This window comes from Salinigranum marinum, assembly GCF_024228675.1.
Lineage (GTDB): Archaea > Halobacteriota > Halobacteria > Halobacteriales > Haloferacaceae > Salinigranum > Salinigranum marinum.
The window spans coordinates 1656030-1673029 of sequence record NZ_CP100461.1; the positions used below are offsets into that span (position 1 = coordinate 1656030).

Here is a 17000-nt window from a genome sequence, read left to right on the forward strand (position 1 = left end):
CATAAGCTTTCTCCTTCGGAGGATCGAGTGACACCGCCGCTGTCGTGCGGTTTTCTGTCTCGTCGGGGGACCGTCCCGTCGGGTAGATTATCACGTGTGAGTCGAGTAGCGGTGAAGTGCCTCACGGCGAATTTACTCATAAGTTACGAGCGTAATCGGGAGGACGTGCGCCTCTCTCACGCCACGACGAACGCCGGGGAGAACCGCCGAGCGGGAGCCGTGACTGTCAACGACTGCCACTCGACGCGCGAACCGCAAGAGACGAAAGCCCGACTCCCGTGAAGGTGGTATGAGCAACTATCTCGTCGCCCTCGAAGCCGCGTGGCTCGTGCGCGACGTCGACGGCGTCGACGACGCCATCGGGGTCGCCGTCAGCGAGGCCGGCAAGCGGCTGAACGAACAGAACAAGGAGTTCGTCGACGTGAACGTCGGCCTCACCGGCTGTCCCTTCTGCGGGGAGGGGTTCGACTCGGCGTTCATCGCCGCGAACACGGCGCTCGTCGGCCTCGACCTCGAGATCGAGGTGTTCAACGCCGACAGCGAGAAACACGCCGCCCGCATCGCCAAGAGCGAGGTCGGCGGGGCCCTCCGTGACGTCCCGCTGTCGGTCATCGAGATCGTCGAGACCGAGGCCGAAGACGAGTCGTAACCAAACCTTTTAGTCATTACCTTGGGTTATACCGAGGTATGGAACTCCCGACACCGCAGGAACTGAAAGACCGCCGGGAGTCACTCGATCTGACGCAGAGCACACTCGCGGAGATGGCCGACGTCTCCCAGCCGCTCATCGCCCGGATCGAGGGAGACGACGTCGACCCCCGCCTCTCAACGCTCCGGCGCATCGTCAACGCGCTCAACGAGGCCGAGGGGGAGGTGGTCCGGGCGATGGACGTGATGAACGGACACGTCGTCTCGGTCTCTCCCGATGACTCCGTCCGCGAGGCGCGTGACCGGATGCTGAAGGAGGGGTTCTCACAGTTACCCGTCATTCGCGACGGCCAGCCGCGGGGGTTTATTTCGAACAGCGACATCCGGCACGTCCACGAGGACAACGTGGCCGACCTGCCGGTCGCCGAGGTGATGCGGGAGTCGTTCACCACTGTGGAGCCGGACGCCACCCTCGAAGAGGTCGACAGCTACCTCGACCGCCACGACGCCGTCCTCGTGATGAAGGACGGGACGACGGTCGGGATCATCACCGACGCCGACATCGCGGCACAGATGCCCTGATCGGGGGTCGACGTCGCGACCGAGCCACGAGCCCGCTGTCCGCGCGCCCCGTTCTACTCGACCGCCGTCCCAATCCGCATCCGCACCTCTTCCTTGGGTTGCGTCGTCATCGCTGGCGCGAGTTCGAGATCCCCGTCGCCGACCCAGTCGAGCCGGTATCGCCGAGCGATGGATGCGACGGCGAGGGTCGCCTCGGTCAGCGCGAACTGCTGGCCGATACAGCGCCGCGGGCCACCGCCGAACGGGAAGTACGCGAACGCAGGTCGGTCGTCGCCGTCGGCCCATCGCTCGGGCCTGAACGCGAGCGGGTCGTCGAAGAAGCGCGGGTCGCGCTGGATCAGGAAGCTCGGAAGGTGGACCTCCGCACCGGCCGGCAGCCGGTAGCCACCGACCACGACCTCCCGATCCGTCCGCCGTGGGAGGGTGTGTACGGGCGGGTACAGGCGCATCGATTCCCGGACGACACGGGCGGTCGTCGAAAGGGAGTCGAGGTGACTGGCCGCGGGCCGGTCGTCGCCCACGACCGCGCCGACTTCCTCACGGACGCGCGAGGCGACGTCGGGGTGGCGTGCGAGGAGGTACCACGTGTACGTGAGCGTCAGTGCAGTCGTCTCGTGACCCGCGAACACCATCGTGACGAGTTGGTCCTCGATCGCCTTCTCGCTGCTGGGGTAGCCGTCGGTCGACCGGGCCGTCGCCAGCATCGACAGCAGATCGTTCCCAGCGCCGGGTTCGCCGCCGCTCCGTTCTCGGAGCAGACGCTGGACCTCCGCGCGGAGCGTCGCTTTCGACGCTTCGAACCGGCGTCTGCTCGGCGTCGGCACCCACTCGGGGAGTACCCACGACGTCGGGACGAACCGCGCGTTGAGGCCGGCGGCGGCCGCCCGGAGCCGGGCAGCGTCGCTTCCCTCGTCGGGCGCTACCGGGAGTTCGCGCCCGAACAGCGTGGCGAACAGCACGTCGAGCGCGAGCGCCTGCATCTCCGTCTCGATGGCGCGTGTCTCGCCCGGCTTCCAGCGGTCGATTCGCCGTTCGATCTGCTCGACCATTGTGTCGGCGTAGCCGCGGATGGCGTCGCCGTAGAACAGTGGCTGCAGGAACTCGCGCTGTTGGGCCCACTCGTCAGCCTCGACGGCGACGAGTCCCTCGCCGAACGCTTCGGCGAAGTCCGCCGTCTTGGCGAACGCCTCGCGGTCGTCGACGAGCGCCCGTTCGACGTGGTCCGGATGTGCCAGCACGTACGGACCGTCGGTCCCGAGCGCGTCGAGGTCGACGACGTCCCCGTGCGCGTCGACGGCTCGCTCGGCGAAGCCGAACGGGTCACGAGCGTACGCAATCGTGTTGCCGAGGAGCGGAAGCCCCGCCGGCGACGGCGGTCTCTCGGTCACGTCCCTCCGTCTCGGAGCGCCCCTCAAGAAAGTGTCCGTCCGTCGGTTCAGAGGTCGAGCCCACGGATCGAAACCCCCGCGTCGCCGTCGTCACAGGCCTCGACGTGGCCGACGATCCGTCCCTCCGTCGCGTCGGCCAGCGCCGCGGCGTCTTCGGGCGGGAGCGTGCAGACGAACCCCGTCCCCATGTTGAACGTGCGGTGCATCTCCTCGTCGGAGACGTTCCCCTCCGCCTGGACGAACGCGAACACCGAGTGGGCGTCGAACGGGTCGTCGATGGCGTAGCGGAACGGGCCCATCCTCGTCAGATTGGTCCATCCGCCGCCGGTGACGTGCGCCGCGGCGTGGACGCCGTGGGCCCGCATCGGATCCAGTAGATGAGAGTAGATTCGCGTCGGTTCGAGCAGCGCCGCGCCGACGCTGTCGTAGTCGGGTTCGTCTTCGTAGTCGTTCGCGTTCGAGAAGGGGTACGGATCGGTGTACGCGTGCCGGCGCGTGACGGCCGACCGGGCCAGCGTGAGGCCGTTCGAGTGGATGCCCGACGATCGGAAGCCGACGACGGCGTCGCCCGCCTGCGCCTCGCCGGGGAAGAGCGCGTCCTTGCCGGCCAGCCCCGCACAGGTCCCCGCGAGGTCGAGCCCCCGGACGACTTCGGGCATCACCGCGGTCTCCCCGCCGACGAGTTCGATGTCGGCCGCCTCGGCCCCGGCGCTGAGCCCCTCGCCGACCTGCGCCGAGAACGTCTCGTTCGGCTCGTCGACGGCGAGATAGTCGACGAACGCCACCGGCCGAACCCCGGCGGCGACCATGTCGTTGACGTTCATCGCGACGCAGTCGATCCCCACGGTCGAGTAGTCGCCGAGCGCCTCGGCGACGAGGAGCTTCGTGCCGACGCCGTCGGTCGCGAGCGCGAGGTAGCGGTCGCCGATGTCGAGTAACCCGGCGTAGTCGCCCGACCCGGCGTCGCCCGCCGCGGCGACGAGCGCCGCCGTCGCCGCCTCGCTCGCGTCGATGTCGACGCCCGTCTCGGCGTACGTCAGTTCCTCCGCGTCGTCCGCGTCCGGGTCCGCGCCGCCGTCGGTCCGGAGCGTAGAGCCAGTAGTCATGTCCGAACGCCCGCACGGCCCGGGCAAGAACCCCTCGGTTGCCGCCGCGCGAGCGTCAGGTTCTCTGCCGACCTCGGTTCGGTCGAAACGGCCTGAGAAACGTTCGTAAAACTTCTCGAAGCGAGAGAAACAGTCGTGAAACGTCGTCACGACGACCAGAACGGTCTCACACGGTCGTAAACAGTTCGTAACTGGGGCGAAGACGAGACAACGCTCTTCTATTTATATGCGGGTCCCGGTCCATACGTTCAGGTGCCCATGTCCGGTGCACACTCTCAGTCCCCGCGTCTCGGCCGCGTCGGCACGAACACCCTCGCGACGCTCGCCGAACGGACGGCCGCGACAGTCCGGGCCGTCGCCTTCTGGCTCGCGGTCGTCCTCCCCGTGGCGTACCTCCCCCTCGTCGCCGACGGCGTCGCCGGGAGCGAACTGGTCCCCTTCGTCACCCTCCTCGCGGCGAACGTCGTCGCCCTGACGGTCGGTCACGACCACCGCCGGTAGCTCCCACTCGTCCACGACCCACGCACACGCAACCCGGTCCTCCGTTTCGGCCCTCCACCCGCGCACGCCCTCCGCGCCATCATGGGTTCTCCTCGTGCTGTGAGGTTTCGAACCACTCTCGGCTCACCTGACGAGCGTCCCTGCAGCACCGAGCGACCGTGGGGGTGTATCGACGGTTCGGCAGCCAGGGCGGTGACGCCACCACCTCCTCAGCCGACTTACTCCTTCGCTTCGTCTGCGGCGCGGCCACGGGGGCCGCGCCAGCACGCGCCGCCGCAGTGCGGTCGAAACGAGACGAGCGGCGCGCGAGGAACGAGCGTCAGCGAGTGACCGCGCGAGGGGCCGCGAGCGCCTCCGTGCGCGAGCACCCGGCTGGGGAGGCGTGAGGCATTATGTCGCCCCAGCGGCCGCGCATCCCGTCGACTGTCATGCCCGGAGAACGCACCGTCTCGTCCCCAGAAAACCCGCCGTTTCCTCCCCGGAAAACCCGCCGTCTCCCTCCCCGAAGCACACGCCGAAACGACACGGACGGGCGAGCGGGATCGATCGCGTCATGGAAATCGAAACGGAACCCGGTCCGAATCAAAAGCCCACGCCGAAGACGAACACCACGACGATGGCGACGACGAGGCTCGGGACGAAGACGGCGAGGAACACGGGCGTGCTCCAGTCGAGCACTGTCCGGCCGTCGAGCGAGCCGAACGGGATCATGTTGAACGCCGCGAGGAAGAGGTTGATCGCGAGGCCACGTGCGCCGAGGAGTTCGACGAAGCCCGACCCGAGGAGGCTCCCCACGGCGAGGATCGGCAGGAACAGGAGCGAGAGCCCGATGTTCGCGGCGGGGCCCGCCAGTGCAATGAGGCCGTGCTCGCGGTCCGAGAGGACGCCGCGGTGGTACACCGCCCCCGGCGCGGCGAAGATGAAGCCCGCGAGCGCGCTCATTACCGCGAGGAAGAGCATCCCGTAGTCGGCGCGGAACTCCGCGACCTGCCCGAAGCGGACCGCGGCGACCTTGTGGGCGAGTTCGTGCAGGAGGAAGCCGATCCCCGCCGTGAGGAGGCTCACGACGACCGCGGCGACGAAGCCCCCCTGGGACAACAGCGTGAGCAGGCCGCGGCCGCCGCCGGCGAAGAAGACCGCGAAGGCGACGCCGAGGGCGACCCACGCGACCGCGAGGTCGCGCAGTTCGCGGTCCGAAAACCGGAGCGCCCGGTCGACGGTCCGGCTCACGTGACGGCCCTCCAGACGAGGTCGGCGCTGTTGGCCGCCCCGTCGAGCATCAGCCGGGTGACGGCGTCTACCCCGCCGAGGTCGGCCGCGAACAGCGGCAGGACGTACGCGACGAACAGCAGGCTAGCGACGATGCTCCCGATGTTGGTCATCGCGACGACCATGATGAGCCGGAAGAGCGGGACGTCGAACATGTCGGAGACAATCGCGCGGAGCGGGCGTTCCTCGTCCGAGAGGAGTTCGTTCAGGCGTCCGATGTCGGTCACGTTCACGGGTGTGTGCCGGAGCTCCATGTAGCCGGTGAACCAGCCCGGCGCGAGCAGGGGGTTCACGGACGTGAGCCACGCGACCGCGCCGCCGACGAGCGCCGACGGCCACCGCGCGCCAGCCGCCTTGGCGAGGCCAGCGGCGAAGACGCCGTTGATGAGGAACCAGGCGGCGAACACCCGGAGCAGGAAGCCGTTCCGGACGCCGGCCATCGCCAGGAGGACGAAGAAGCCGACGAACACGACGGAGAGACCGCCGCCGACGATCTTCCCCCACGGGATGCCACGTTTCGACGACTGCCCGATGAGCGACGCCATCGGCGGGAGCGTCTCCGGTCGTTCCAAGTAGGCCTCGATGCCCGCGCGGTGACCCGCGCCGACGACGGCGACGACGTGTGCACCCTGGTCCCGCAGCGCGACGAGTTTGTGCGCGATGTACGCGTCGCGCTCGTCGATGAGCGCCTCCGCGCCGCCGGGCGAGAAGGCGCGGAACTCCTCCATCATGACGCTCACCACGTCGGCGTCGGTTAGCTCCTCGATGTCGAACTCGTCGACCTCCTCGTACGAGCCGACGCCGAGGCCGTGGGCGAGGAGGCCGCCGAACCCACCGACGGCGACCCCGAGGCCGACACCGATCGCGAGGCTTCCGACGGCCTGGACGACGAACGTGCTCAGGCGATCGACCAGCGGGGCGGCGAGGCCCAGGCCGACGCCGGCGACGAGGCCGACCGCGAGGCCGCCGCCGAGGCCGAGGTAGAGGGCGTCGTCGCCGTCGAGGAACGCGTCGCCGAGCGTTCGGAGCGCGAGGCCGGCCGCGAGTGCGAGGACGACCCCGCCGGTCACGCGCCCGAGGACGAACGGCGTGACGCCGACGCTCCCGCCGAACAGTCCCACGATGGGGCCGACGAGCACGCCCGCGAGCACGCCGACGACGATCCCCACGGCGCGGGCGTCGGAGACGCCGAAGACGAGCCCCCCGGCCATCCGGAACTTCTCGACGAGCGACATCCGCGCCCAGAAGCGCTGGATCGTGGTCTGGATGTCGCGGTCGACGAGCGCCACGTCGATCCCCGCCTCCTCGGCGGTGTCGACCGCGGCGAGCATGTCCGCACCCGGCGAGATGTCGAACTTCTCCCCCAGGCGCGCCTGCACGTACGAGAGCATCCAGTACGCGATGAACTGGAAGACGGTATTCCCTTCGAGGAGGTCGCCGGGCTCGATGTCGTCGGGCGTTCCCCCCTTCAGCTGGCGGTAGCGCCCCTCGTCGAGTTCGACGGCCACGACGTCGGGACGCTCGCGTCGGATCGTCTCTTCGACTTCGGTCACGCTGTCAGCGGAGACGTGGGCGGTCCCCACGACCTGCACCCGTCCCCGAGCCGGTGACGGGGCCGCGTCCTGACTCATTGCCGGGTTTTTCAGGCGGCCCCTCATACGCTTGTCGGTGCTTTATTACTCGTCCGGTCGACCCGGGGACATGAACGTGACCCTCGACGCGGACGCCCCGACCGAGAGACACGAGACGGCGTTCGCCTGTCTCCGGGCGGGGATCGAGGCCGCCCATCCCGAGCGCGTCCTCGAGTCGACGGTCCGGGTCGACGACGGCCGTCTCCACGTCGCCGACGCCGCCTACGACCTGGCCAGGTTCGACCGCGTGGTCGTCGGCGGCGGTGGCAAGGCCGCCGCCGGGGTCGCCGCGGCGCTCGAACGCGTGCTCGGCGACCGGATCGACGCCGGCGCGGTCGTCACCTACGACCCCGGCGACGGAGAACGGATCGACCACCTCCCCGGCGACCACCCGGTCCCCTCCGAACGGGGCGTCGAGAGCACCCGCCGTGTCGTCAGCCTGCTCAGAGAGGCCACCGACCGGACGCTCGTCCTCGCCGTCGTCACGGGCGGGGCCAGTGCACTCTTGCCCGCGCCGGCCGACGGCGTCTCCCTGGTCGACCTCCAGCGGACGACGGAGGGACTGCTCGACAGCGGCGCGGAGATCGCCGAGATCAACGCCGTGCGCAAACACCTCTCGACGCTGAAAGGCGGCGGCCTCGCTCGCGCCGCCGCCCCCGCGACGGTCGTCTCGCTCGTCTTCTCGGACGTCGTCGGCAACGACCTTGGCGTGGTCGCCTCGGGCCCGACGGTGCCCGACGAGACGACGTACGCCGACGCGCTCGCCGTGGTCGACCGCTACGGGCTGTCGGTCCCCGGGTCGGTTCGAGAGCGACTGGAGCGCGGCTCGGCGGGCGACCTCGCCGAGACGCCGAAACCGGGCGACCCGGTGTTCGACCGGGTCGACACCCACGTCCTCGCCGACGGCTTCACCGCGCTCGACGCGGCGCGGGCGGAAGCCGACGCCCACGGCTACGACCCCTGTGTGCTCTCCTCGCGGGTCCGCGGCGAGGCGCGCGAGGCGGCCAAGAGCCACGTGGCCGTCGGCGAGGAGGTGCTGGCGACGGGGAACCCGGTCGAGCCGCCCGCGGTCGTGCTCTCGGGCGGCGAGACGACCGTGACGGTCCGCGGCGACGGCGTCGGTGGGCCCAACCTGGAGTACGCGCTCTCGGCGGCGGTCGAACTCGCCGGCGAGACGCGTGCGGTACTCGCGAGCGTCGACACGGACGGGAAGGACGGCGGGACCGACGTGGCGGGTGCCGTCGTCGACGGGACGACGCTCGAAGAACGCGAGAGCCGTGCGGCGGCGCGGGAGGCCCTCGCGCGGAACGACGCGCTCCCGTTGCTCGACGAGTGCGACTGCGTGATCCGGACGGGCCCGACCGGGACGAACGTCAACGACCTGCGGGTGCTGGTGATCGACCGGACGTGAGCCGTTCCCCCACCCCGACGGTCGGGGGTGCGGCGGTCACGGCGCGACGAACGTCCGGTCGCACGCGCGACAGCCGTAGACGCGCTCCCGATCGCGGTCCGACTCTCGCGCCGTCTCCGTGCTCCCACAGTACGGACAGAGCAGGGCGTCGCCGTTCAGGAACATCCCGTGTGGTCGTCTTACACAGAGCGACTCCAGCTGCCTGTAGCTACGGACGTTCCATCACGAACGAACGTCGAGTGGCGGACCGGCCGCGCGGGGGCGGACGGCCCGAGCCCGGAGTTAAAACGAGTTCTTGATGCGCTCGAAGAAACCTTCCTTGACGTCGACCTCGTCGCCGCCGGCCTCGGCGAACCGCTCCAGCGCCTTCCGCTGCTCCTTGTTGAGGTTGTCGGGCGTGACGACCTGCACCTGGACGTACAGGTCGCCGTAGCGCTGTCGCCCCCGACGCCGACGCTGCTGGAGTTTCGGCATCCCCTTGCCTTTCAGACGAAAGGTCTCGCCGCTCTGAGTCCCGTCGGGGACGTCCATCTCGACGGTGCCGTCGAGCGTCGGCACCTCGACCGTCGTCCCGAAGACGGCCTGCGGGAACGAGATGGCGTGCTGGTGGAAGAGATCGTCGCCGTCGCGCTCGAAGTCGGGATGGTCGCGGACCTCGACCTCGATGAGCAGGTCGCCGTTCGGCCCGCGGTTCTCCCCCGGCGCGCCCTCGCCGTCCATCCGGAGCGTCTGCCCCGACTGGATCCCCGCCGGGATGTCGACCGAGAGGTCGGCCTCGCGGCGGACCTGTCCTTCCCCGCCACACTCCGCGCACGTCTCGGAGTAGAGTTCGCCCTCGCCACCACAGCGCCGGCAGGCCTGGGTCTGCTGTACCCTGCCGAAGGGCGTCTGGCTCACGGTCGTGGTCTGTCCCTGGCCGTCGCACTCGGGACAGGTCTCGACGTCCGCGTCGGGGGGATGCCCGCTCCCGTCGCACTCGGGACACCGCTCGGGTCGGCGGATGGTGAACTGCTTGGTCGGCCCCTCGTACGCCTCCTCGAGGTCGAGCGTGATGCCCGTCCGGATGTTCTTCCCCTGACGGGGCCCGTTCTGCCGCTGGCCCCCGCCCCCACCACCGAAGAACTGGTTGAAGATGTCCTCGAAGCCGCCCATGCCGCCGGCCCCGCCCATGCCGCCGAAGGGGTCTCCCTGGCCGCCGCGGCCGCCCCCGCCGACGCCGCCCTGCTTTTGGGCCTGCTGGAAGCGGTCGTGGCCGAGCTGGTCGTACATCTGGCGCTTCTCGTCGTCGGTGAGCACCTCCTTGGCCTTCTGGACCTTCTTGAACTTCTCCTCGGCGTCGGGGTCGTCACTCACGTCCGGGTGGTACTCCGAGGCCTTCTTCCGGTAGGCTTTCTTGATCTCGTCTTCCGAGGCGTCACGCGACACCCCGAGCACGTCGTAGAAGTCCTCGCTCATCCGTTACTCACCCGTACTCGACCGAACTACTTGAAAAACGCGCCTTCCGAACGAGGGTGGGATTCGGCCGTTCAAGCACACACCACGCCGATTCCAGTCGCAGCAGGAACGCTGGCTGGGTCGTTGACGACTACTCGTCGTCTTTGTCTACGTCGCCGGACTGCGTCCGGCGGGCTGACGACGACTCGCTACTGCTCGTCGTCGTCAACGTCCTCGAAGTCGGCGTCGACGTACTCGTCGTCGCCGGCCTCGCCGTCGGGACCCGCACCGCCCATGTCGCCCATACCACCCATGCCACCGGCACCGCCCATTCCGGCACCGCCGGCGGCCTGCTGTTGGGCCTGCTGTTCGTACATCTGCTTGCCGATCTCCTGGAGCGCCGCGGCGAGTTCCTCGACCGCCTCTTCGATCTCCTCGGTCGCGGCCTCGATGTCGTCGGCCTCTTCGTTCTCCGCGAGGACGTCCTCGACGTTTTCGAGTTCGCCTTCGATCTCCTCGCGGAGTTCGTCGGAGACGTTCTCCTCGTTCTCCTCTAGGAGGGTCTCGGCGCGCTGGATCGTGCTCTCAGCCTCGTTACGCGCCTCGACGAACTCGCGGCGGATCTCGTCTTCCTCGGCGTGCTCTTCGGCCTCCTGTTGCATCTGCTCGATCTGGTCGTCGGAGAGCCCCGCGCCGCCCTCGATCGTGATGTCCTCCTTGTTGCCGGAGCCTTTGTCCTCAGCGGAGACGTTGACGATCCCGTTCTCGTCGATGTTGAACGAGACCTCGATCTGCGGCGTTCCGGCCGGCGCTGGCGGGATGCCCGACAGCTGGAACTCGCCGAGCAGTTCGTTCTTCTCCGCGATCTCGCGCTCGCCCTGGAACACGCGTACCTGAACCCTCGTCTGGCTGTCGGCGGCGGTCGTGAAGATCTTCGACTCCTCGGTCGGGATGGTGGTGTTCTTCTCGATGAGGCGCTCGAAGAGGCCGCCCTTGACCTCGATCCCGAGCGACAGCGGCGTGACGTCGAGCAGGACGATGTCGTCGACGTCGCCGGAGAGGACGCCGCCCTGGATGGCCGCGCCGAGCGCGACTGCCTCGTCGGGGTTGACGCTCTTTTTCGGCTCAACGCCGAGGATCTCCTCGACCTGGTCGCGGACCTGCGGCATCCGGGTCGACCCGCCGACGAGTATGACCTCGTCGATGTCGTCTTTGTCGTAGCCCGCGTCTTCGAGCGCCTGCTTCGTCGGGCCGACGGTCCGCTCGATGAGATCGGCGGTAAGGGACTCGAACTTCGCCCGGGTGAGCTTCTGTTCGAGGTGGACCGGACCCGAATCCGTGGCCGTGATGAACGGGAGGTTGATCGTCGTCTCTTTCCTGCTACTCAGTTCGATCTTCGCCTCCTCGGCGGCGTCCTTCAGCCGCTGGAGCGCCTGGCGGTCCTCGCGGAGGTCGATCCCGTGGTCGTTCTGGAACTCGGTGGCGAGGTGCTCGATGACCGCCTCGTCCCAGTCGTCGCCCCCGAGGGAGTTGTCGCCGTTCGTCGCCACGACCTCGTAGACGCCGCCACCGAGGTCGAGGATGGAGACGTCGAACGTGCCGCCGCCGAGGTCGTACACGAGGACGGTCTGGTCGGACTCGTCGTCGAGCCCGTACGCCATCGACGCCGCTGTCGGCTCGTTGATGATGCGTTCGACCTCGAAGCCGGCGATCTCGCCGGCGTCCTTCGTGGCCTGGCGCTGTCGGTCGTTGAAGTACGCCGGAACGGTGATGACAGCCTTCTCGACGTCGTCGCCGAGGTACTCTTCGGCGTCGCGCTTGATCTTCTGGAGGATCATCGCCGAGATCTGCTCGGGCGTGTAGTCGTCGTCACCCACCTCGACGGTGTAGCCGTCCTCTCCCATGTGCCGCTTGATCGAGCGGATGGTGCGGTCGGGGTTCTGGATGGCCTGGTTCTTGGCGGGTTTGCCGATGAGTCGTTCGCCGTCATCGGAGAACGCGACGACCGAGGGCGTCGTTCGATCGCCCTCGCCGTTCACGATGATCTCGGGGTCGCCACCCTCCATCACCGCGAAGGCGCTGTTGGTGGTACCGAGGTCGATACCGAGAATCTTGTTGCTCGCCATCTTGACTCCACCTACCGGCTTGCGTCGGTTAAAGGTTACTAGATAAGGCTCCTCATACCCGGATCGGAAGTCGCCGCAGTCATGCGTTTTTCTCGATCCGGCGGGTCGCCGAGGCGGGACGTTTATATCGAACCGCCCACACCGCCTCAGGCGGATCGAGATGGGTGCCGTCTCGCCGCGCCACGGCGGGCCGGACGAGCGTCGGCGGCCCGCCGAGCACACGGATCGGTCGACGCGCTGTCGCTCACTCGGCCGCGTCGCCGCCCTCGCCGGTGCTCACCGTGACCTGCGCCGGACGGAGCACCTTGTCGGCCATCTCGTAGCCGGGCTGGTAGATGTCGACGACGGTTCCCGCCGGCTGGTCGGCGTCAACCCGGAGCATCACCTCGTGTCGGTGGGGGTCGACCTCGTCGCCCGAGTCGGGCTCGATGATGTCGACGTTTTCGTCCTCGAGCACCCGGTCGAGTTCCGTGAGAGTGGACTCGACGCCCGGACGGATGTCGGCCCCCTCGTCCTGGTCGAGGGCGCGCAGGAGGTTGTCCCGGACCGGGACGAGTCGCTCGACAAGGTCCTCGGCCGCGCGGTCTTTGATCTGCTCCTGCTTGCGCTTCGTGCGCTGTTTGTAGTTCTGGAAGTCCGCCTGTTTCCGTTTCAGCTTCGAACGGAGGTCCGCGACCTCCGAGTCGAGTTCGTCGGCGCGGGCCGCCAGTTCGGCGACCTCCGCGGCGAGTTCCTCGTCGACGGCGGCGACACGGGCCGCGAGGTCCGTTTCGGTTGCCGTTTCCGCCGACTCGGCGTCGGTCGCTTCGCCCCCGGCTCCGGGGTCGGCCGCCGCGTCGGTGGCGTCGGCGTCCGAGACACCGTCCGCGTCGGGCGTGGACTCGAAGTCCGCCTCCGCGTCGTCACTCATATGCGGGGGAAGTGGCCGACGACTCTTAAGAGTGTAGAAACGCCGACGCTCCCGGGGCGATCACTGGTACATGCCCAGCGGCCGCGCCTGCGTGCTCTCGTCGCCCGCCTCCTGCATCCGCTTTGCGAGTCGCTCCTTCGCCGCCCGGATCTCCTCGGCGTGGTCGACCAGGTCGTCGACGGCCACCTCGACGTCCGCCAGCGGCTCGATCCCACCCGTGATGAGCGCCCGCGCCGCCTCGGGGTCGGGAAAGCGCGGGTCGGATTCGACGACGAGACCGACCGCGGGACGGCCGTGTTCGACCGCGTCGCTCAACAGCGCTCCCGTCGGCCCCGACACCAGCCCGGTCTCCGGTGGGACCGCGATTCCGGCACCGTCGAGGCGGTCGACGCCCTCGTCGACGCCGACACCGTACACCGACGGCGGGGCGTCGGTCTTTTCGCGTCCGATGCCCGAGAGGTAGATCGGGAAGACCCCGTCGTCGTCGAACCAGTCGCCGATACAGCCGGCGAACTCCTGGGCCGCGTCGGGCGTGACCGGGACGTCGCTCTGCAGGACGAGGAGGTCGCGGTCGGCGTCGGCGTACAGTCGGACGGGCGGGTGGAGGGTCGCGTCGTCCTCCTGGTAGACGGCGACTTTCGGGATCGCCGTACAGTGGACGTTCGCGTAGTGTGTCATCCCGAACTCGTCGACGAGGTGGTCGGCGGCGATCTTCCCCACGAGACCCACACCCGGCAACCCTTCGATCATCGTCGGGGCGTCCAGTTCGACGGCGTCGAGGACGTCAACGTGTGCCATACCTGACGTACTCCCGGGAGTCGTATAACGGTGCGGGCGGTGTGTGCTGGACCGACAACTCGAGAGATGGGTCGCGTCCGAGACACCCCTCGTCAGCACTCCGAAACCCACAAACGCGCCCCCATCGAACCCCGGCCATGAACTCGGTCGCGGCCCGACCACACCGCGCGCGTCGTCGACGGCGGAGGCACCGATGAACCCCATCGATCGGTACGAGCCGCTCGTCGACGACCGCGAGGCGTTCCGCGAGGCGTGTGCGCGGCCGTTGCCGTACGCCGTCCGGGTGAACACGATCAAGGCGACCGCCGACCGCGTGACCGGAGCGTTCGACGACGAAGGCGTCTCGTACGCGCCCGTCGACTGGCACCCCGAACTCTTCACGCTCGACGGGAAGGCCGGCCGGACGTGGCCGTACTTCCTCGGCTGGGTCCACGGCCAGGAGGAGGTGTCGGCGCTGCCGGCCGCGGTGCTCGACCCACAGCCCGGCGACCGGGTGTGGGACGCCTGCGCCGCGCCCGGGTCGAAGACGACCCAGCTCGCCGCGTTGATGCGAGACGAGGGGACGCTCGTCGGCAACGACAACAGCCTGGGGCGGCTGTCCGCGCTCCGCCACAACGCCGAACGGCTGGGCGTGACGAACCTCGTCGTCACGAACCAGGACGCGCGGAACTTCTCGCTCCGCGAACTGGGGTTCGACGAGTTCGACCGCGCCGTCGTCGACGCCCCCTGCTCCTGTGAGGGCACCTGCCGGAAGAACCCGACAGTACTGGACGAGTGGACGCTCGACCACGTCCGGCAGGTCGCCGGCATCCAGAAGGGGATCCTCCGGCGGGCGATCCAGGCGACGCGCCCCGGCGGGAGCGTCGTCTACTCCACCTGCACGTTCGCCCCCGAGGAGAACGAGGCGGTGCTCGACCACGTCCTGGGCGAGGAGCCGTGCCGGCTCGCCGGGTTCGAGCCACCGTTGAAAACGTCGCCGGGCGTCACTGAGTGGGAGGGGGAGACGTTCGATCCCTCGGTCGAGAAGGCCCACCGCGTCTATCCCCATCAGAACGACACGGGTGGGTTCTTCTGTGCGAAGCTGGAGGTGACGGGATGAGCGGGGACGAGAAAAGCGAAAACGACGGCCAGCGGTTCGACCGGCTCCCGGCGACACCTTCGGAGAGATCGGTTCCGGGACGGGCCTCCCGCGCGGAGGTGCTTGAGTGGTGGGACGACCGGTTCGGCATCGGCCCCGAGACGTTCGCCGACGTCACGTTCTGGGAGAAAGGTGCGGGCAAGATCTGGGTGTTCGCCGGCGACGCACCCGACCCGAACCGCGTCGAGGGGCTCGGGATGACGTTCCTGCGGACGCGGCAGGAACACTGGAAGCCGACGACCGTCGCCGTCCAGCGGTTCGGTCACCTCGCGACGCGGAACGTCGTCGACCTCTCTCGGAAGGAGGCGAAGCGGTTCGCCGCCGGCGAGGACCAGGAACTGGCGTGGGACGGCGACTGGGGCTACCTCATCGCCACGCGGGTCGTCGCGGGGCAGCGAGCGCCGCTCGGCGTGGGGCTCTTCCTCCACGGCGAACTCCGTTCGGTGGTGCCGAAGGGGACACAGGAGACGCTTCCGGAGTAGTCGGTCTCGTCCGAGCCCCGGCGCGTCTCACTTCGCCCTGAGCACGCCACCACCGAGTCCCTCCCACTCGACGCGGTAGCCCAGCCGGGACAAGAGAGCGCTGGCGTCGTCGATGCCGTGTGTACCCAGCACCGCCTCGGCGTCGGCGAGCGACAGCCCGGTCTCGAGTTCGTCGCCGAGGCGGTCGAGTACGGCCGGTCGGACGAGCGTTCGGCCCACGCGCTCGTGTTCGGGCGTCGCCACGTCGTCGAGGACGGCCTCGCTCACGCCGTGGCGTTCGGCGAGCGTCGACAGCGACACCGCGTCGTCGTCCGGGCGGAGTTCGCCGGGGAGCGACGCCGCTGCCGCGGCCTCGAGGTCCGCTTCGTACTCCCGGAGCACGTCGACGACGTCCTTCACGCGGACCTGCCCCGAGTAGGTGACGACCCGATGGTCGCGGGCGGCGATCTCCTCGCCGACGCCCAGCGACTCGTCGACCGCGACGAGCAGTTCGACGTCCTCGACCGCCTCGAGTTGGGCGAGTTTCTTCGCGACGTACTCCGGGGTCCAAAAACCCATGATCTCGAAGTAGACGCGGAACGCGCTCTCGCCGCCCGTGTCGTTCGGCCCCGCAGAGCCCGCGGGTCGGTAGTCGAAGGCGAAGTCGGGGACCATCGCTCGGGTTCCGGTCGCCAGCAGTTCGGGCTCCCGGACGAGGTCCCAGTCGAGATCCAGGTTGGAGACGCGGGCGGCGAAGTCGGCCTCGACGCCGCTGTCGAACGACGGCTCGGCGATCGGGTCGCCGTCGGGGGGCGAGAGGTCGGCCTCCGTGAGCACGAGTTCGCGGTCGGTGCCGCGGTCGTCGATCGTCGCTTCGAGCCGCCACTCAGGCGCGTCGACGAGCGTTCGGAGCAGGCGGGCAAAGGCCGTCCCGTACCGTCTCGTCCGCCTGAACAGCGCGTCGGGACCCGTGACGACGACGACTCGGCCGTCGTCTGTCGTCCGGATCTCGTACATCAGCCGGAGCCGTTTGACCGCGGAGACGAGCGCCCGCGGATCCGCGGAGCGGACCCGGACCTCGCGCGCGTCGAACAGCGCGGTCTGTGCGAGCGAGAGGTCGTACCGGGCCAGGAGGTCGTCGAGATCCCACGGCGAGTCGAACGCGGCGAGTACCTGGTTCACCTCGCGGTCGGCGTACAGCGACGCCGCGACCGCGTCGGCGTCGACGCCGAGTCGCTCAGCCGCCCGGTCGAGCGCCGTTCGGCGTTCGGCCTCGCTTGCGACGCCCACGGCCTCGCTCGCCTCGAACGCGGCCCGCCGCGCCCGGGTCGGCGGCAGGGGCGCGCGCGTCTCGAACGTCGCTTCTCGATCCACGAGCGCCGCGAAGCCGCGGACGAGCTTGAAGTCGTCGGCGTCGTGTTCGAGCGTCTCCAGTGCCTCCTCCAGCGCGGCACGCGACTCGCCGACGTGGCCCTGGTACGTCCCCAGCACTCGCGCGGCGAGCGGCCGTGCCGCGCGGTCGACGAACTGCGGGTGGTAGCCGCCACCGCGTCGGGAGACGCGGAGGAGGTCTTTCGTGAGCACGGCCGGACGAACG

At 69.2% G+C, this 17000-nt stretch carries 16 protein-coding genes; 6 read left to right on the forward strand and 10 right to left on the reverse strand.

Translation table 11 applies throughout. From position 1 onward, the window contains the following. The first annotated feature begins 289 nt into the window (after positions 1–289). Both NKJ07_RS08090 and NKJ07_RS08095 read left to right on the forward strand, forming a co-directional pair. Entirely contained in the window at positions 290–649 is a 360-nt protein-coding gene (locus NKJ07_RS08090) for a DUF555 domain-containing protein (RefSeq protein ID WP_318570078.1), read from the forward strand. A 38-nt stretch (positions 650–687) separates the two neighbouring features. Next, positions 688–1230: a CBS domain-containing protein gene (locus tag NKJ07_RS08095; protein WP_318570079.1), complete on the forward strand. Its 543-nt coding sequence runs from the start codon at positions 688–690 to the stop codon at positions 1228–1230. 53 nt (positions 1231–1283) lie between these two features. On the opposite strand, the gene NKJ07_RS08100 is transcribed toward NKJ07_RS08095, so the two are convergent. Together NKJ07_RS08100 and purM are read right to left on the reverse strand one after the other, a co-directional pair. Next, a complete protein-coding gene (locus NKJ07_RS08100; RefSeq protein ID WP_318570080.1) occupies positions 1284–2618 on the reverse strand; it encodes a cytochrome P450 in 1335 nt (444 codons plus the stop codon). Positions 2619–2665: 47 nt separating this feature from the next. Continuing rightward, the gene (gene purM / locus NKJ07_RS08105) at positions 2666–3724 is read right to left on the reverse strand and encodes a phosphoribosylformylglycinamidine cyclo-ligase (RefSeq protein ID WP_318570081.1); all 1059 of its coding nucleotides are present in this window, start codon (positions 3722–3724) and stop codon (positions 2666–2668) included. Positions 3725–3982: 258 nt separating this feature from the next. On the opposite strand from purM, the gene NKJ07_RS08110 reads away from it, so the two are divergent. Beyond that, entirely contained in the window at positions 3983–4225 is a 243-nt protein-coding gene (locus NKJ07_RS08110) for a DUF8028 family protein (protein ID WP_318570082.1), read from the forward strand. A gap of 582 nt (positions 4226–4807) precedes the next feature. Here the strand turns inward: NKJ07_RS08110 and NKJ07_RS08115 are convergent. Then, positions 4808–5455, reverse strand: a complete 648-nt coding sequence (locus NKJ07_RS08115; RefSeq protein ID WP_318570083.1) for a zinc metalloprotease — start codon at positions 5453–5455, stop codon at positions 4808–4810. Beyond that, positions 5452–7125 (reverse strand): TraB/GumN family protein, encoded by a 1674-nt coding sequence (locus NKJ07_RS08120; protein ID WP_318570084.1) that lies wholly within the window; start codon positions 7123–7125, stop codon positions 5452–5454. Before NKJ07_RS08120 ends, NKJ07_RS08115 begins: the two co-directional genes overlap by 4 nt. A gap of 70 nt (positions 7126–7195) precedes the next feature. Between NKJ07_RS08120 and NKJ07_RS08125 the strand changes: the two genes are divergently transcribed. Further along, the gene (locus NKJ07_RS08125; protein ID WP_318570085.1) at positions 7196–8536 is read left to right on the forward strand and encodes a glycerate kinase type-2 family protein; all 1341 of its coding nucleotides are present in this window, start codon (positions 7196–7198) and stop codon (positions 8534–8536) included. Between the two features lie 36 nt (positions 8537–8572). Here NKJ07_RS08125 and NKJ07_RS08130 read toward each other — a convergent pair whose 3' ends face one another. The 5 genes from NKJ07_RS08130 to NKJ07_RS08150 all read right to left on the reverse strand — a co-directional run bounded on the left by NKJ07_RS08130 (position 8573) and on the right by NKJ07_RS08150 (position 13804). After that, positions 8573–8701: an IS1/IS1595 family N-terminal zinc-binding domain-containing protein gene (locus tag NKJ07_RS08130; protein ID WP_318570086.1), complete on the reverse strand. Its 129-nt coding sequence runs from the start codon at positions 8699–8701 to the stop codon at positions 8573–8575. Between the two features lie 117 nt (positions 8702–8818). Beyond that, complete coding sequence (gene dnaJ / locus NKJ07_RS08135) at positions 8819–9991, reverse strand: molecular chaperone DnaJ (protein ID WP_318570087.1); 1173 nt, start codon at positions 9989–9991, stop codon at positions 8819–8821. Between the two features lie 188 nt (positions 9992–10179). After that, on the reverse strand, positions 10180–12096 hold the full coding sequence (dnaK, locus tag NKJ07_RS08140) for a molecular chaperone DnaK (RefSeq protein ID WP_318570088.1): 1917 nt from the start codon (positions 12094–12096) through the stop codon (positions 10180–10182). A 244-nt stretch (positions 12097–12340) separates the two neighbouring features. Then, on the reverse strand, positions 12341–13006 hold the full coding sequence (locus tag NKJ07_RS08145) for a nucleotide exchange factor GrpE (RefSeq protein ID WP_318570089.1): 666 nt from the start codon (positions 13004–13006) through the stop codon (positions 12341–12343). 60 nt (positions 13007–13066) lie between these two features. Continuing rightward, positions 13067–13804 (reverse strand): proteasome assembly chaperone family protein, encoded by a 738-nt coding sequence (locus NKJ07_RS08150; RefSeq protein ID WP_318570090.1) that lies wholly within the window; start codon positions 13802–13804, stop codon positions 13067–13069. Positions 13805–13997: 193 nt separating this feature from the next. On the opposite strand from NKJ07_RS08150, the gene NKJ07_RS08155 reads away from it, so the two are divergent. Together NKJ07_RS08155 and NKJ07_RS08160 are read left to right on the forward strand one after the other, a co-directional pair. After that, positions 13998–14903: an RsmB/NOP family class I SAM-dependent RNA methyltransferase gene (locus NKJ07_RS08155; protein WP_318570091.1), complete on the forward strand. Its 906-nt coding sequence runs from the start codon at positions 13998–14000 to the stop codon at positions 14901–14903. Next, positions 14900–15424, forward strand: a complete 525-nt coding sequence (locus NKJ07_RS08160) for a DUF7122 family protein (RefSeq protein WP_318570092.1) — start codon at positions 14900–14902, stop codon at positions 15422–15424. The genes NKJ07_RS08155 and NKJ07_RS08160 overlap by 4 nt, the downstream gene beginning before the upstream one ends. Before the next feature lie 27 nt (positions 15425–15451). On the opposite strand, the gene NKJ07_RS08165 is transcribed toward NKJ07_RS08160, so the two are convergent. Next, positions 15452–16987, reverse strand: coding sequence for a DUF790 family protein (locus NKJ07_RS08165; protein WP_318570093.1), 1536 nt, complete (start codon positions 16985–16987; stop codon positions 15452–15454). Between the last annotated feature and the right edge of the window lie 13 nt (positions 16988–17000).

What these genes read in the sequence shown, in the direction of transcription:
- NKJ07_RS08095 (WP_318570079.1), top strand. Translation starts at nt 688, where the DNA reads ATGGAACTCCCGACACCGCAGGAACTGAAAGACCGCCGGGAGTCACTC.
- NKJ07_RS08120 (WP_318570084.1), bottom strand. Translation starts at nt 7,125, where the DNA reads ATGAGTCAGGACGCGGCCCCGTCACCGGCTCGGGGACGGGTGCAGGTC.
- NKJ07_RS08150 (WP_318570090.1), bottom strand. Translation starts at nt 13,804, where the DNA reads ATGGCACACGTTGACGTCCTCGACGCCGTCGAACTGGACGCCCCGACG.
- NKJ07_RS08110 (WP_318570082.1), top strand. Translation starts at nt 3,983, where the DNA reads ATGTCCGGTGCACACTCTCAGTCCCCGCGTCTCGGCCGCGTCGGCACG.
- purM (WP_318570081.1), bottom strand. Translation starts at nt 3,724, where the DNA reads ATGACTACTGGCTCTACGCTCCGGACCGACGGCGGCGCGGACCCGGAC.
- NKJ07_RS08160 (WP_318570092.1), top strand. Translation starts at nt 14,900, where the DNA reads ATGAGCGGGGACGAGAAAAGCGAAAACGACGGCCAGCGGTTCGACCGG.
- dnaJ (WP_318570087.1), bottom strand. Translation starts at nt 9,991, where the DNA reads ATGAGCGAGGACTTCTACGACGTGCTCGGGGTGTCGCGTGACGCCTCG.
- NKJ07_RS08155 (WP_318570091.1), top strand. Translation starts at nt 13,998, where the DNA reads ATGAACCCCATCGATCGGTACGAGCCGCTCGTCGACGACCGCGAGGCG.
- NKJ07_RS08090 (WP_318570078.1), top strand. Translation starts at nt 290, where the DNA reads ATGAGCAACTATCTCGTCGCCCTCGAAGCCGCGTGGCTCGTGCGCGAC.
- NKJ07_RS08145 (WP_318570089.1), bottom strand. Translation starts at nt 13,006, where the DNA reads ATGAGTGACGACGCGGAGGCGGACTTCGAGTCCACGCCCGACGCGGAC.
- NKJ07_RS08130 (WP_318570086.1), bottom strand. Translation starts at nt 8,701, where the DNA reads ATGTTCCTGAACGGCGACGCCCTGCTCTGTCCGTACTGTGGGAGCACG.
- dnaK (WP_318570088.1), bottom strand. Translation starts at nt 12,096, where the DNA reads ATGGCGAGCAACAAGATTCTCGGTATCGACCTCGGTACCACCAACAGC.
- NKJ07_RS08125 (WP_318570085.1), top strand. Translation starts at nt 7,196, where the DNA reads ATGAACGTGACCCTCGACGCGGACGCCCCGACCGAGAGACACGAGACG.